Here is a 15,087-nt window from a genome sequence, read left to right on the forward strand (position 1 = left end):
TGGATACATCCTTCGACAGGCTCAGGATGAACGGTGATTCGAGCCTATTCCATTACCGCTCGCTCTGAGCCTGTCGAAGAGCATGTCTGGGTGGGTACATCCTTCGACAAGCTCAGGATGAACGGGGTCCGAACCTGCCGCTAAGCTTCACTCACTGCCAGCTGAATACCCGCCTGCTGAGCAAGCTCGATAAACGTCGGGAAAGATGTAGCCACATTGGCACAATTCTTAACCACGATATCGCCAGTGGCGCGCAAACCCGCAACCGTAAATGACATGGCAATGCGGTGGTCACCGTGGCTTTCCACTTCTCCGCCGCCGATAGGACCACCTTCAATCACAATACCGTCCGGTGTGGCTTCGGCTTTCACACCCAAAGTCACCAAGCCATCCGCCATCACCTGAATACGGTCGCTCTCTTTGACTCGCAGCTCTTCAGCGCCAGTCAGAACCGTCGTACCTTCGGCGCAGGCCGCGGCGACAAACAATGCCGGGAATTCATCAATAGCCAGCGGTACCTGATCTTCCGGCACATGAATGCCTTTCAGGGGTGCGTATTTGACGCGGATATCGGCGACAGGCTCGCCACCCACTTCGCGCTGATTGCTTAGGGTAATGTCCGCCCCCATCAAGCGCAGAATATTGATAACACCATCACGGGTAGGATTAATGCCTACATGAGTCAGAGTCACATCGGAACCCGGCGCAATAGCAGCCGCCACCATAAAGAAGGTGGCAGAAGAGATATCCGCAGGCACTTCAATTTTGGTGGAGGTCAGGCTGCCACCGGAACTCAGGCTTGCTTTCGCACCATCGCGCTCAACGGTATAACCAAAACCCGTCAACATGCGCTCAGTATGGTCACGGGTCGGCGCAGGCTCTGTAACCTGGGTTTTTCCGTCGGCGTATAAACCCGCCAACAACACACAGGATTTCACCTGAGCACTGGCCATCGGCATTTGGTAATCAATAGCCTTCAATGTTGCGCCGCCTTTGATTTTTACCGGAGGCAAACCACCCTCAGCGGTGTCGATCTGCGCTCCCATTTCACGCAGTGGATTGGCTACGCGATTCATCGGACGCTTGGAGAGGGATTCATCACCAGTCAGCTCAGAATCAAATTGTTGTCCTGCCAGCAAGCCAGACAGCAGGCGCATGGAGGTTCCGGAGTTGCCCACGTACAGAGGGCCCGGAGGTGCCTGCAAACCGTTCAGACCCACACCGTGAATACGAACGCGCCCCTGATCAGGCCCTTCAATAACAACACCCATATCGCGGAATGCCTGCAGGGTGGCAAGAGCATCCTCCCCCTCCAGAAACCCTTCCACCTCGGTAATGCCCTCGGCCAGAGAGCCCAACATGATGGAGCGATGGGAAATGGACTTGTCGCCGGGAACACGAAGCTCGCCGGACACACTGCCACCTGGTTTAACCGTGTATGTAATCTCTTGATCTTGCATGGATGGACTGTACGCCTGCTTGGTTAACATTTTAGTAAAGTGATCGCGAGCGGCTTTGGCGCGGGTAAACACCCCCAACAGATACTCGCTGTCTTCGCTGGCAATGGCCGAGCGCAGACGGTTAAGGTTTTCGCTGAACAAATCCAGCGCAGTTAACACGCTGTCTTTGTTGGCTTTCATAATATCGTGCCACATCAACGGATCGCTGGAGGCGATGCGGGTAAAATCCCGGAAACCGCCTGCGGCATAGCGAAAGATGTTTTCGTTTTCTGAATCGTGAGCCAGTGTATCCACCAACGAAAAGGCGATTGCATGGGGCAAATGACTGGTAGAAGCCAAAACCTCGTCATGCTCATCAACAGGCATGGACAGCACTTCGGCACCCACCGCCTGCCACATGGCGACCACTCGCTTGAGATGATCCTGACCCGATTCCGGCGTCGGCGTAATAATCACACGGTGGTTTTTGTACAAATCCGGATTACTGGCTTCGACACCGCTTTTTTCCGAACCGGCGATGGGATGACCGCCCACAAACTGAGGCGGCAAACAGCCATAAGCAGCTTCCACCGCAGCAATCACGGAACCCTTGACGCTCGCGCCATCGGTGATCGTAACGTCAGAAGACACACAGCCTTTGATTTGCTGCAGAATAGCTTCAACTGTCAGCGTGGGCACAGCAATGAATATCACATCACCCGCCGTCAGCTCGCTGGCGATCTCTTCAATGGACGTCACCGCACGATCAGCAACCCCCAGACGCACCGCATCCACACAGGTTTGCTCACGACGCGCGACACCAATAACTTCCTTGCAGGCTCCGGCTTGCTTTAAAGCAACCGCCAGGCTGCCTCCAATCAAACCAATACCAACAACGACTAAACGATTTACACAGGCTTCCAACTGACGGATTCCTAAATTAATTTTCTACCGGTTTTACCTCGTCATTGCGAGGAGCAAAGCGACGCGGCAATCCACTATTAGCACCATGTAACTACACCCCACCAAACATGGATCACCCAGGCGACACTCTCTTGCCTTGCAGGCAATTCACCTTGTTGCCGCGCTACGCTCGCAATGTCGGGACGCAAAATCAACAAAGTCTTACAAAACACCCTGCGGGTAGGAACCCAACATTTTGATGTCTGCCGCTCTGCTACCCACTTCTTTCAAGGCGGCCTGCACGTTGTCATCATCTTTGTGACCGTTGAAGTCGATGAAAAACACGTAATTCCAGTTGCCGGTACGTGAGGGACGAGTTTCAACGCGAGTCAAATCGATCTTGTGAGTCTGGAATGGCACCAACAGATCGTGCAAAGCACCCGGCTCATTGCGCATGGAAATCACGACGGTGGTTTTATCCACACCACTGGCATCAACCACCTGAGTACCAATAATCAGGAAGCGAGTGGAGTTGTCCGGCTGATCTTCGATATTTTCCGCGAGCTTGGTCAGGTCATATTTATCCGCTGCCATTTCGCCTGCAATGGCCGCTGCATTCCACTCACCTTTAAGGCGTTTGGCCGCTTCAGCGTTACTGTTCACCGCAACCCGCTCGGCATTGGGGTAATGAGCGTCCAGCCATTTTCGGCACTGCGCCAAAGACTGGGAGTGCGAGTATATGCGGGTAATGCTGTCAGTCTTGGTCACATCCGACACCAGCAAATGCTGATGAATGCGAAGCACCACTTCACCGCAAATTCTCAGATTGGACCCCATGAAACTGTCCAGAGTGTGATTCACCACACCCTCTGTTGAGTTTTCCACGGGCACGACGCCGTAGTGAACCGCGCCGGATTCTACTTCACGGAAGACATCATCAATCGCCGAGAAAGGCAAAGTAACGGCGGAATGACCAAAGTGCTTGAGCGCCGCCTGCTCGGTAAAAGTCCCCTCGGGCCCCAGAAACGCCACCTTGATAGGCTGTTCCAGAGCCAGACACGCAGACATTATCTCCCGAAAGAGACGCGCCATTTCTTCGTCGCCCAAAGGCCCCTGATTGCGCTCCATCGCCTTGCGCAGCACTTGTGCCTCACGCTCCGGACGATAGTAAATAATGTCGCTGCCGTCGCTGTTGGCTTTTTTCACCTCTGCGACTTCCTGCGCGCACACTGCACGCTCACTGATCAACTGCCCAATCTTCAGGTCAATGTCATCAATGCGGTCACGCAATGCCGCCAACTGAAGCTTTTCTGTATCTTGTGTCATACCTGTAAACCCTGCCATCGGACAAACCGTGAAGTCTTGTACCTTACCGACTCAATCATCCGAGATAATCAACCTGTAAAAACCAAACTGCCCGATTAATCTTAGCAGCATCACAGTCCATCAGGACTGCTCCATACCGCCAGGATTCAATCGGGCAATTTCAAACTCTAAAGAGAAGAACCAAGCGACGAATTACGCTTCGCCGCCCTCTTCACTGCTCTCTTCTTCGGCCTCTTCAACGACGCCGCTACCCTCTTCAATACGCTCGACACCCACCAGGTGTTCATCCGTCTTCAGCTTGATCAGACGCACGCCCTGGGTATTCCGGCTCAATACAGACACTTCAGCCACGCGAGTCCGGACAAGAGTCCCCTGATCCGAAATCAGCATGATTTCGTCAGTGTCGAAGACCTGAACAGCACCAACCACGGCACCATTACGGTCTGTAGTCTGCATACCAATGACACCCTGGTTGCCACGTCCCTTGGTTGGGAAATCTTCAACACTGGTGCGCTTGCCGTAGCCGTGCTCACTGACTGTCAGCACGTAACCGTCTTCCTGCGGAATAACCATGGAGATGACGTACTGATCTTCTTGCATACGGATACCACGAACACCGCGAGAAGTCCGTCCCATAGCCCGAACATCGCTCTCTTTAAAGCGAGCGGCTTTACCACTGGACGCAAACAGAACCACGTCGCAGTTGCCGTCCGTAATCGCCGTACCCACCAGACGATCACCTTCGTCCAGATCAATGGCGCGCAAACCGACACTCCGTGGACGGGAAAACTGACTCAGAACTGTTTTCTTCACGGTACCGTTGGCGGTCGCCATAAAGATAAAGTGCTCATCCGTGTATTCTCTGACCGGCAGAATCGAGGTAATGTGCTCACCATCTTCCAACGGCAACAGATTGACCATCGGACGCCCGCGAGATTGACGACCCGCTACTGGAATCTGGTACACCTTCAACCAGTAAACCTTACCGGAACTGGTAAAACACAGAATGGTATCGTGCGTGCTGGCAATCAGCAGGTGCTCTACAAAATCTTCGTCTTTCACCGAGGTCGCCGCTTTACCCATGCCACCGCGACGCTGAGCCTGATAAGAATCCAGCGGCTGGGTCTTGGCGTATCCGCCGTGGGAAATGGTCACCACGCGGTCTTCTTCGGTGATCAGATCTTCAATGGTCAGATCCAACTGAGAACTCTGGATGTCAGTACGACGCTCATCGCCGTAGCTGTTCATCACTTCTTCCAATTCTTCACGGATCACTTCCATCAAACGGTTTGAGTTACCCAGGATCTCCAGGAACTCAGCAATCATTTCCAGCTTCTCTTTATACTCTGCCAGCAGCTTGTCGTGCTCCATGCCGGTCAGACGATGCAGACGCAATTCCAGAATAGCCTGAGCCTGGGCCGGAGACAGGTAATAGCGCTTGCCATCTCCTTCCCCTTGCAATCCAAACTGGGGATCCAGATCTTCCGGACGGCAGGCATCGTCACCGGCGCGCTCCAGGAATTCACTGATATCGCCCACAGGCCAACCGCGGGCAATCAGCCCTTCTTTTGCATCTGCCGGACTGGCGGAGGTCTTAATCAACTCAATGACAGGGTCAATATTGGAGATGGCAACCGCCAGACCTTCCAAAATATGGCCACGCTCGCGGGCTTTACGCAGCAAATAAACGGTGCGGCGAGTCACCACTTCGCGGCGATGACGCACAAAGTACACCAACAATTCTTTCAGATTCAGCTGCTTTGGCTGGCCATCAACCAGAGCCACCACGTTGATACCGAACACACTTTGCAGTTGAGTTTGTGCGTACAGGTTATTGAGGACAACTTCGCCCACTTCACCACGCTTCAGCTCAATGACTACGCGCAAACCGTCTTTATCCGATTCGTCACGCAGTTCGGAAATCCCTTCGATTTTTTTCTCTTTGACCAACTCGGCGATCTTCTCGATCAAACGTGCCTTGTTCAGCTGGTAAGGGATTTCATTAATAATGATGGTTTCTTTGTTGGACTTATCGTCACGTTCAATATCCGCTTTGGCGCGGATGTAGATGCGGCCACGGCCTGTACGATAAGCCTGCACAATGCCGGCGCGACCGTTGATGACGCCGCCGGTAGGGAAATCCGGCCCAGGGATGATTTCCATCAACTCATCAATGGTGATGTCTTCGTTGTCGATATAGGCCAGACAGCCTTTCACCACTTCGCGAAGATTGTGGGGCGGGATATTAGTGGCCATACCCACAGCGATACCGGAGGAACCATTGACCAGCAGGTTGGGCACACGGGTCGGCAATACGCTGGGCATTTGCTCGCTGCCATCGTAGTTGTCGACAAAATCTACCGTTTCTTTTTCGAGATCGGCCAACAGATCGTGGGCCATCTTTTGCATGCGGATTTCGGTATACCGCATGGCGGCTGCGCTATCGCCATCAATAGAACCAAAGTTACCCTGACCATCCACCAGCATATACCGTAGAGAAAATGGCTGCGCCATTCGGACGATGGTCTCGTAGACGGCAGAATCACCATGCGGGTGATATTTACCGATCACGTCACCGACCACACGAGCCGATTTTTTGTACGGCTTGTTCCAGTCGTTGTTCAGTTCACTCATGGCAAACAGAACCCGACGGTGCACTGGCTTCAGGCCGTCGCGCACATCTGGTAAAGCTCGACCCACAATTACGCTCATGGCGTAATCCAGGTAGGATTGTTTCAGCTCGTCTTCAATATTAACGGGCAGGAGTTCTTTTGCTAAATCACCCATAGGGTCGGCATTCCTTATTATATCGCTCAGCGCAATTGCGGCTGTGGTCCAGAGCCTGTGACAAGGCCCACATACAATATTCTAAATACGGTCAATATTCTAAGTACAGCGCCCCAACACTATATACAGCTCCCCAACAACAAGGCCGTTTCCATTCCGCATGCGGGGGACACTGGAAGTCTGAAAACTGTTAGAGCCAGAAAACCACTAAAGCCGTCAATACTACCATAAAATCAGTAGCATAGGCACACTGATAGATTCTCAATTACAGGTATCCAAACTGCTTTCGCACTGCCCTTCGGGTTATACTGCGCAAGAGCAGTAAATCGGGTGACAACAAGCCCCCAAAACCGTTCACTTTTCAGGCAAAAAGCACACTCAAAAGTCTATTGTGATACTTTTTATTCACTGTCCCACGACCCCTATTTCAGCTACGGTAAGGTTATGAATCAAGGCACAGCCATCACCTCAGTCGATTTGATGATCCATGCGCGCTGGATTATCCCGGTTGTCCCGGAGAACCAGATTCTCAGTCACTGCTCGCTGGTGATTGATGATGGCCAAATTCTGGCGATTCACCCTACCCCCGAAGCCAAACGCCGCTACTCGGCCGACCGCGAACATCATCTGGATCAACACATTGTCACCCCGGGTCTTGTGAACACCCACAACCACGCGGCTATGTCACTGTTACGGGGTTTTGCCGACGACCACCCGCTGCAAACCTGGCTGGAAGAGCACATCTGGCCCACTGAGGCGCAGTGGGTGACACCTGAATTTGTCCGCGATGGCACCGAGCTGAGCGCAGCGGAGATGATCCGCAGCGGCACCACCACCTTTGCTGACATGTATTTCTTTCCGGAAGAAACGGCCAGAGCCGCTCTGAACAGCGGTATGCGCTGCCAACTGCACTTCCCGGTTCTGGACTTTCCTACCGCCTGGGGGCAAGGGCCTGACGATTACATTCAGAAGGGGCTCGCCCTCTCTGACGACTATCGTTCACACCCAACCATCAATATTGCCTTCGGCCCTCACGCACCCTATACCGTGTCGGACGAACCCCTGCAGCGCATTGCCACTCTTGCCGAGGAGATGCAAGTGCCGATTCAGATTCACCTGCACGAGACCGCCACTGAGGTCGAAGACGCCGTTGCCGCTTCTGGAGAGCGCCCCATCGAACGGCTCAACCGGCTGGGATTGCTATCGCCTCTGACCCAGTGTGTGCATATGACACAGGTCTCTGCCGACGACATCGAACTGCTGAAGCAAACTGGCGCCCATATCATCCACTGCCCGGAATCCAATCTGAAACTGGCCAGCGGTTTCTGTCCGGTCCAGTCCCTGATCGACAACGGCATCAACGTCGCTTTGGGCACCGATGGCGCCGCCAGCAACAACGATCAGGATCTGTTCGGAGAGATGCGCACAGCGGCTCTGCTCGCCAAAGGCGTCAGCGGAGACGCCAGCGCGGTCGATGCCCACGCAGCGCTGAGAATGGCCACTCTGAACGGCGCCAAGGCCTTGGGACTTGATACTGAGATTGGCAGCCTTGAAGTGGGCAAGCAGGCAGATATCACCGCCATCGCCATTGATCAGCTTGAGCAACTGCCGCTCTATAACCCGATCTCCGCTTTGAGCTATAACAATATTTCGCAGCAAGTCAGTCACGTTTGGGTCAACGGTCATCCATTACTGGAAGAGCGCCGACTGCTGACACTGGATGAAAAACAGATTTGTGAACGAGCCAAATACTGGCAAGATCGCATCCAGTCCTGACGTGGTCCCCCTATCAAACCGGACACCCGCTAAACTATCCACTGAATGAAAACAGTCTTTTTGAGTAAAACACTATGAGCAATGTCGATCAGGCAGAAATTGCCAAGTTTGAAGCCCTTGCCAGCCGCTGGTGGGACAAAGGCAGCGAGTTCAAGCCGCTCCACGATATCAACCCATTGCGCTGCAATTACATTGACGAGCGCTCTCCGGTTGCGGGCAAGAAAGTGTTGGATGTAGGCTGCGGCGGCGGCATTCTCAGCGAGGCGCTGGCTCAGCGCGGCGCCGACGTCAGCGGTATCGACATGGGCGCAGCCCCTCTGGAAGTTGCCAAACTGCACAGCCTCGAAAGTGGCGTCAGCGTAAACTACCGTCAGATCACGGCCGAAGAACTGGCCGAGCAAGAAGCTGGACAATACGACATCGTCACCTGCCTGGAAATGCTGGAACACGTCCCCGATCCCGCCTCGGTTATCCGTGCCTGCGCGACCCTGTGCAAGCCTGACGGTCATGTGTACTTCTCGACCATCAACCGCAACCCGAAAGCCTACGCTTTCGCGGTACTGGGTGCAGAATACGTGTTGAAAATGCTGCCCAAAGGCACTCACGAATACAGCAAATTCATTCGTCCTTCCGAGCTCGGCAACTGGATTCGCCAAACCAATCTTCAGCTGCAGGATATGACAGGCCTCACCTACAACCCGCTGACCAAAACCTACAAATTAAAAGCCAGCGATGTCGATGTGAATTACATGGTGCACACAACCAAAGATGCCTGATACTGATATGCAGACACCTAACGAGATTGAGCCCCGCTCGATCAAAGCCGTGGTCTTCGATCTGGATGGCACACTGCTGGATACCGCACCGGATTTTGTTTACGTGCTGAACAAACTGCGAGACGAAGAAAACCTTCCTCCTCTCGATGCAACCACCATTCGCAACACCGTCTCGGACGGTGCTCGGGCACTGGTAACGCTGGGGTTTGGTCTGCTTGAAAGCGATGACGGTTTTGAGCCTCTGCGCTTGCGTCTGTTGGCGCTATACACCAAGCACCTTGCGGTCAAAAGTGCGCCGTTTGCTGGCATCACAGAGTTGTTGAAATTTATTCAGGATCAAAAACTGAGCTGGGGAATTGCCACCAACAAACCGGAAGTCTACACAACCCCACTTCTGGCAGCGCTGGATCTGACACCCGACTGCGTGATTTGCCCGGATCATGTGGAAAACCGCAAACCTCATCCGGAGTCCATGCACCTTGCCGCCAAACTGCTGCACTGTGCCCCGGAAGAAATTATTTACGTCGGCGACCACGCGAGAGACATCGAGTGCGGCCGTGAGGCCGGCTGCCCCACCATTGCTGCGGCCTATGGCTACATCAACAATCACGATGATATTGACAGCTGGCAAGCAACGCACCGCGTCAGTCACGCGCAGGAGATGATCGCCATCATCCAACGCTATCTGGCAAAAAGCTGAGCACAAACAGAACACGCAAAAGACAGATTAAGACAAGGTACAAACCTATGAATACACTGCCCGACGGCTACACCCCTCGTCAGGATCTTCTGCAAGACAAAGTGATTGTCGTCACCGGCGCGGGAGCCGGGATTGGTCGCTCTGCAGCGTTGAGCTTTGCCGCTCACGGCGCCACCGTCGTTCTGCTCGGACGCACTATTCCAAAACTGGAAATGGTGTACGACGAAATCGAAGCCGCCGGTGGCCCGCAACCTGCCATTTACCCCATCAACCTCGAAGGCGCCGTGGCCAAAGATTATGACGATATGGCTCAGACCCTGTTCGATGAATTTGGCAAAGTCGACGGCCTGCTACACAACGCCGCAGAGCTGGGTGAGCGTACGCCGATGAACAACTACTCACCGGATGTCTGGATTCGAGTGATGCACGTTAACGTCAATGCGCCCTTTATGCTGACAAGAGCACTACTGCCGGTGATGAATCACTCATCAGCGGGCTCTATTGCCTTCACAGGATCCAGTGTCGGCTATGAAGGCCGTGCTTTCTGGGGAGCTTACGCTGCTTCTAAAGCCGCCAATGAAAACATGATGCAAACCCTGGCGCAGGAGCTGGATCAAACCACCCAAATTCGCGTCAACAGCATCAATCCAGGCGCTACCCGCACCAAGATGCGAGCCACTGCCTACCCTGCGGAAGATCCAATGAAGGTCAAACCGGCTGAAGAACTCATGCCGCTGTATTTGTATTTGATGGGGGATGACAGTGTGGGGGTTAGTGGAAAGCAATTTGAGCATCTAGCGAGTTAACCTCTGCTTTAATCTTCCCTCTGGTGCCGCCTTACTGTGAAGGCGGCTTGCCAACGATGCGATTCTCAGATCAAATCAACCCTCATAATCGCCACATCCTGCCCTTGATAAGGCTCATGCTTTAACGTCTGCCACCCCAGTGTTTGATAAAAATACTCCTGCCCCGGTGTAAACAAATACAACTCTTTCAGCCCCGCTTTGGCGCTCTCTTCCATCACTGTCTTGACCAGTAATTGTCCGAGACGTTGACCGCGAAGATCGGAGTGAACATAAACGCTGGCCAGCCAGGGACCCAACTCCTGATTGGTGGTCATATCCTGTTCAATCACAGAAGCCGAGCCCCAAACTCCCCGTTCATCGACAAGCACCCAGGTGGAGGGCACGGCTTCACCTTGCAAAGATTCACGCAAATCCTCGGTAAAGCTTTCGAGGGTATCGTCCGGGTAGAGATGCGCCCACTGATCAAAATGCCAGCGGGCCAGTGTCGGAATTGCCTCGGGGTGTTTTGTGATGTGTTCAACGTTCATGAAAGGACTCTGATAAGGTTTTGATAATACCGGCAGCCCAGTTTTTGGCTGCGGGATAGGCCCGACTGTCGAGTACGAATTCCTGTCCGCGAGCCACGCTCTGCAAAAAACAATGACGACTGTTGCGGCTCCAGCGTTCAGTTTTGTGGTGAAAACTCAGGGGTTCACGCGTATCACCGGGGTAAAACCAGCGGGGAAGGCGCCAGGCACTGGGACGATTGGCGGCAGGATCAGTAAGCACACAACCCTCGTGTACCCGCTGACCAAAACCAGCGCCTGCCAAGGGTTGATCCACCAGGGTCAGTTGTTCAGATCCCAGATACAGCATATTGTTGCTGTCCACTTCGCGCTGGCAGTGCGGATGATAAGCCAGCCAACCGCGATCGCTCGGGGATAAATCATCAACACCGATCACCTGCCCTACCTGCAGCCAGCCCCAGACAATATGCCGTGCGGGAGCCTGGGGAACGAAGCGCCAGCACTGACGGTGCAGCTCTACCGGTCGGAACAACCCGAAAAACAAAAACAGATCGCCAGTATCAATGCCCTGCTTGCGCAAATGCCCCTGGGCAGAACCGCTTTGTCCCAACACCGGACGCCAGCCGGGTTGTCGCTCAAAATGATCAACACACAGATCAGGATCCAAATGAGCTCCGTCACCCGCCAGCACCCGACCATTAGTCAACTGTTCTACCAGCGCTCCAACATTGATACCCTGATGAGTCAGCTGTTGATAACGCACGACCGAACGTTGATCCGGTATGGGCAAAGCCAACAGGGATCCGTCAGGAAAAATGGGATTCGGGCATCCGCCAGAAGACGAATCAAACCCTTTGCGACTGAGGATAATTTTCACAGGATAAACAATAGCAAGCTGTACATCGGGTGGGCTATGTTAGCATCTGACATGATCCACGTAACCGGCAATCATTTAGGTGGGTCACCATCTCACAAGACAAAAAAGGAAACCGTGGCCAATGAGAACGGCTATTGTAATTGGCGCCACTGGCGTTACCGGTCGACCACTGACCCAATACCTGCTGAACTCAGACCACTACCAAAAAGTGATTGTGTTGAGCCGGCGACCGATCGACGTCGATCATCCCAAACTCATCAACCACCTTGTAGATTTCGGGCAGCCGGAGGTGTGGCAGGACAAACTCCTGTGGCAAAACCAACCGGCAGACGACTTGTTTTCCTGCTTGGGCACGACCCGCAAACAAGCCGGCAGCCGAGAGGGGCAATATCAGGTGGATGTGACCTATCAGGCCAATGTCATCAAAGCCGCCGCACAACAGGGAGTCCAACGGCTGTTTCTGGTGTCCTCCCCCGGAGCCAACGCCAACTCTCGGTTCTTTTATCCAAAGATTAAAGGCGAAGTAGACGCTCTGGCGGAACAGCAAGGATTTAAAAGCGTGGTGCTATTCAAGCCTTCGTTAATTGTCGGTGACAGACCCGAGGGGCGATTGGGAGAGAAACTGGCTCACACCCTGCTGACGCCACTGACAACCAAAGTGAAAGCCTTTGCTCGCTATCAACCCATCAGTGGCGAACAGCTGGGGTATGCCATAGGTCACTGTGCCGAACACTGGACACAAGACGGGATACACACACTTAGCCTCAACGAGATTTTTGCATATCTGCCAGAATAAATTCGGCACCTTTCTCGGCAATCATCACGGTGGGCGCGTTGGTATTGCCTGAGGTAATGGTGGGCATAATAGAAGCATCGACCACCCTAAGCCCTTCAATCCCGTGTACTTTGAGCCGATCGTCCACCACCGCCATGGCATCACTGCCCATTTTACAGGTGCCCACCGGATGAAAAATGGTGGTACCGAGATCCCCCGCTTTCTGCAGCAAGGCTTCATCAGATTGGGCTTCGTCTCCAGGCAACCATTCCTTTGGAGAGAAAGCTTGCAGAGCTTTTGAAGACATAATCTCGCGAGTCATTTTCAGCCCCGCCAAAGCCACCTGTCGATCTTCTTCCGTTGACAGATAATTCAGAGTGATCACCGGTGGTGTGCCTGCCTGATCATCGCGCAGGCGGATATGTCCTCTGCTGGTGGGTCTCAGATTGCACACGGCCGGTGTAATTGCGTTGAACTTGTGTAACGGTTCGCCGAATTTATCCAGCGATAACGGCTGAACATGCCATTCCATATTGGCACTGGGCTGAGAGGGATCGCTTTTGGCAAAGGCACCCAATTGTGACGGCGGCATGGTCAGTGGTCCCCGTTTGAACAACAGGTATTCCAGCCCCATCATCGCCTTCCCTACCAGAGAATTAACCCTCTGGTTGAGCGTGACTGTATTGGATACTTTATACACACTGCGAATTTGCAGATGATCTTGCAGGTTTTCCCCCACACCGGGCAGATGGTGTTTAACTGCAATCTGGTGCTTTTCCAACTCTTCACTGTTCCCCACACCGGACAACTTCAATATCTGTGGCGAGGCCACCGCCCCCGCCGACAGCACCACTTCACGTCGGGCGTTGAATACCACCTCTTCACCACCTTTCATGCGTACACGCACCCCTGTGGCTCTCAGACCCGAATCAGCAGTATCAAATTCCAGAGACTGAACCATGACGTTGGTTTTGATGGTCAAATTGGATCGGCTTTTGGCAGGCTCCAGAAAAGCTTTGGCAGCACTCCAGCGTTTGCCGGAACGCTGATTCATCTGAAAATAAGCATTACCAAAGTTATCACCGCGGTTGAACTCTTCCACTTTAGGAATCCCGCACTCTTCGGCAGCTTCCCGCCAGGCATCGAGGATTTCCCAATTCACCCGACGCTCTTCCACCCGCAGCTCACCGTCTTCACCGTGGAAATCGTTGGCGCCATGTTGATAGCTCTCGGACTTGCGGAATACCGGCAACACATCGTCCCAACCCCAGCCACGATTACCCAGTGACGCCCAGTGGTCGTAGTCACTGCGCTGACCGCGCATGTAAATCATGGCATTGATGGAAGAGCAACCACCCAGCACCTTGCCGCGGGCATAGCCAATGGAGCGGCCGTTCAGGCCAGCTTCCGGCTCGGTCTGGAAACACCAGTCTGTGCGGGGATTGTTAATGGTGAATAAGTAACCAACCGGTATGTTTATCCAGAAATAATTGTCCTTGCCCCCCGCTTCCAGCAGCAGAACCTGATATTTGCCATTTTCACTCAGGCGATTCGCGAGAACGCAGCCAGCCGTGCCAGCCCCCACTACGATGTAGTCGTAGGTCTTGTCATAGGTATTCATAGGGAAAAGATCTTATAGCTGTATTATCGTTTTGTGCAGCGGTTACTGACGATACTGATAGCGAATATCCACTGTCATGGATGAACCGCTGGGATCCATCAAATTACTGATGCCAGAATATCGGATCAGACGACGGGAATCACGCTGATAATACAGATCTATCGGATCAACAAATAGCCTGAGGAAGCCATTGGCAGGTGTAGCCTGTATCCAGATGGCTTGATTTGAACCTTCATCACGGTCAGAAGGTAAAGTGCGGTGGCGTAGCTGCAAGGCCACGTAATCAAGTCGGGAGGGCATCAAAAAGTTCATGGTAAGGCGCTCGCCAGACATTAGTCGATCCCAATTCTGGCGAACAAACTCGTCAAAACCCGCATCCACGACTGCCTGCGGCTTACGCGGGAGAGATGCCTCTTCAATCGGATCGCGCTGACTTTCACGGTATCGAACCGTAATCGGATCCCCGTCGCCCTGAACCTCCATCAGCCGGCCATTGAGCAGATTTTGGTGATCAACAGACGGAAACGTCAGCTCAGAAGGCTCACCAGACTGATTAAATTGTAAAGCCTTGGTCGCCAATAGCCGGTCATCTGGCAAACGATATTCGACTTTACGAGGCAGGCCACGCTCATCCAGCGTGTAAAACTCACGGTACAGAAGGTTGTTGGACTCAATATCCCTGGCTTCGCCAACAATATCCGGTGGGTGTTTTTCAGAACCCTGCGCTTGGGCAGCAACCGGATCAGCCAGCCACACAACCGGACAGAAGATCAGCCATAACACACTGGCACCTGA

The 15,087-nt window shown here is 53.4% G+C and carries 12 protein-coding genes; 5 read left to right on the plus strand and 7 right to left on the minus strand.

Annotation, left to right across the window (positions count from 1 at the left end; all coding sequences use genetic code 11):
- Positions 1 to 140: 140 nt before the first annotated feature.
- The 3 genes from ACTG33_RS01145 to gyrA all read right to left on the minus strand — a co-directional run bounded on the left by ACTG33_RS01145 (position 141) and on the right by gyrA (position 6,455).
- The gene (locus ACTG33_RS01145; protein WP_439133329.1) at positions 141 to 2,363 is read right to left on the minus strand and encodes a bifunctional prephenate dehydrogenase/3-phosphoshikimate 1-carboxyvinyltransferase; all 2,223 of its coding nucleotides are present in this window, start codon (positions 2,361 to 2,363) and stop codon (positions 141 to 143) included.
- A gap of 201 nt (positions 2,364 to 2,564) precedes the next feature.
- Positions 2,565 to 3,668, minus strand: coding sequence for a prephenate dehydratase (gene pheA / locus ACTG33_RS01150; protein WP_439133330.1), 1,104 nt, complete (start codon positions 3,666 to 3,668; stop codon positions 2,565 to 2,567).
- A gap of 192 nt (positions 3,669 to 3,860) precedes the next feature.
- On the minus strand, positions 3,861 to 6,455 hold the full coding sequence (gene gyrA, locus ACTG33_RS01155; protein ID WP_439133331.1) for a DNA gyrase subunit A: 2,595 nt from the start codon (positions 6,453 to 6,455) through the stop codon (positions 3,861 to 3,863).
- 444 nt (positions 6,456 to 6,899) lie between these two features.
- Here gyrA and ACTG33_RS01160 point away from each other — a divergent pair, with 444 nt between their 5' ends.
- From ACTG33_RS01160 to ACTG33_RS01175, 4 genes are all read left to right on the plus strand, one after another.
- A complete protein-coding gene (locus ACTG33_RS01160) occupies positions 6,900 to 8,231 on the plus strand; it encodes a TRZ/ATZ family hydrolase (RefSeq protein WP_439133332.1) in 1,332 nt (443 codons plus the stop codon).
- Between the two features lie 74 nt (positions 8,232 to 8,305).
- The gene (ubiG, locus tag ACTG33_RS01165; protein ID WP_439133333.1) at positions 8,306 to 9,007 is read left to right on the plus strand and encodes a bifunctional 2-polyprenyl-6-hydroxyphenol methylase/3-demethylubiquinol 3-O-methyltransferase UbiG; all 702 of its coding nucleotides are present in this window, start codon (positions 8,306 to 8,308) and stop codon (positions 9,005 to 9,007) included.
- A gap of 7 nt (positions 9,008 to 9,014) precedes the next feature.
- On the plus strand, positions 9,015 to 9,707 hold the full coding sequence (locus ACTG33_RS01170) for an HAD family hydrolase (protein WP_439133334.1): 693 nt from the start codon (positions 9,015 to 9,017) through the stop codon (positions 9,705 to 9,707).
- A gap of 47 nt (positions 9,708 to 9,754) precedes the next feature.
- Positions 9,755 to 10,513, plus strand: a complete 759-nt coding sequence (locus ACTG33_RS01175; protein ID WP_439133335.1) for a YciK family oxidoreductase — start codon at positions 9,755 to 9,757, stop codon at positions 10,511 to 10,513.
- 65 nt (positions 10,514 to 10,578) lie between these two features.
- On the opposite strand, the gene ACTG33_RS01180 is transcribed toward ACTG33_RS01175, so the two are convergent.
- Together ACTG33_RS01180 and ACTG33_RS01185 are read right to left on the minus strand one after the other, a co-directional pair.
- Entirely contained in the window at positions 10,579 to 11,040 is a 462-nt protein-coding gene (locus ACTG33_RS01180; protein ID WP_439133336.1) for a GNAT family N-acetyltransferase, read from the minus strand.
- Positions 11,030 to 11,896 (minus strand): hypothetical protein, encoded by an 867-nt coding sequence (locus tag ACTG33_RS01185; protein ID WP_439133337.1) that lies wholly within the window; start codon positions 11,894 to 11,896, stop codon positions 11,030 to 11,032. Before ACTG33_RS01185 ends, ACTG33_RS01180 begins: the two co-directional genes overlap by 11 nt.
- A gap of 121 nt (positions 11,897 to 12,017) precedes the next feature.
- Here ACTG33_RS01185 and ACTG33_RS01190 point away from each other — a divergent pair, with 121 nt between their 5' ends.
- Complete coding sequence (locus tag ACTG33_RS01190; RefSeq protein ID WP_439133338.1) at positions 12,018 to 12,692, plus strand: NAD(P)H-binding protein; 675 nt, start codon at positions 12,018 to 12,020, stop codon at positions 12,690 to 12,692.
- Here ACTG33_RS01190 and ACTG33_RS01195 read toward each other — a convergent pair.
- Together ACTG33_RS01195 and ACTG33_RS01200 are read right to left on the minus strand one after the other, a co-directional pair.
- Positions 12,661 to 14,292, minus strand: coding sequence for a GMC family oxidoreductase (locus ACTG33_RS01195; RefSeq protein WP_439133339.1), 1,632 nt, complete (start codon positions 14,290 to 14,292; stop codon positions 12,661 to 12,663). The two genes, ACTG33_RS01190 and ACTG33_RS01195, sit on opposite strands and share 32 nt — an antisense overlap.
- Before the next feature lie 42 nt (positions 14,293 to 14,334).
- Positions 14,335 to 15,075, minus strand: a complete 741-nt coding sequence (locus ACTG33_RS01200) for a hypothetical protein (RefSeq protein WP_439133340.1) — start codon at positions 15,073 to 15,075, stop codon at positions 14,335 to 14,337.
- Positions 15,076 to 15,087 lie beyond the last annotated feature (12 nt).

The sequence above is a fragment of the Pseudomaricurvus sp. genome, assembly GCF_965662505.1.
GTDB lineage: Bacteria > Pseudomonadota > Gammaproteobacteria > Pseudomonadales > Cellvibrionaceae > Pseudomaricurvus.

What these genes read in the sequence shown, in the direction of transcription:
- ACTG33_RS01180 (WP_439133336.1), bottom strand. Translation starts at nt 11,040, where the DNA reads ATGAACGTTGAACACATCACAAAACACCCCGAGGCAATTCCGACACTG.
- gyrA (WP_439133331.1), bottom strand. Translation starts at nt 6,455, where the DNA reads ATGGGTGATTTAGCAAAAGAACTCCTGCCCGTTAATATTGAAGACGAG.
- ACTG33_RS01190 (WP_439133338.1), top strand. Translation starts at nt 12,018, where the DNA reads ATGAGAACGGCTATTGTAATTGGCGCCACTGGCGTTACCGGTCGACCA.
- pheA (WP_439133330.1), bottom strand. Translation starts at nt 3,668, where the DNA reads ATGACACAAGATACAGAAAAGCTTCAGTTGGCGGCATTGCGTGACCGC.
- ACTG33_RS01170 (WP_439133334.1), top strand. Translation starts at nt 9,015, where the DNA reads ATGCAGACACCTAACGAGATTGAGCCCCGCTCGATCAAAGCCGTGGTC.
- ACTG33_RS01195 (WP_439133339.1), bottom strand. Translation starts at nt 14,292, where the DNA reads ATGAATACCTATGACAAGACCTACGACTACATCGTAGTGGGGGCTGGC.
- ACTG33_RS01175 (WP_439133335.1), top strand. Translation starts at nt 9,755, where the DNA reads ATGAATACACTGCCCGACGGCTACACCCCTCGTCAGGATCTTCTGCAA.
- ubiG (WP_439133333.1), top strand. Translation starts at nt 8,306, where the DNA reads ATGAGCAATGTCGATCAGGCAGAAATTGCCAAGTTTGAAGCCCTTGCC.
- ACTG33_RS01160 (WP_439133332.1), top strand. Translation starts at nt 6,900, where the DNA reads ATGAATCAAGGCACAGCCATCACCTCAGTCGATTTGATGATCCATGCG.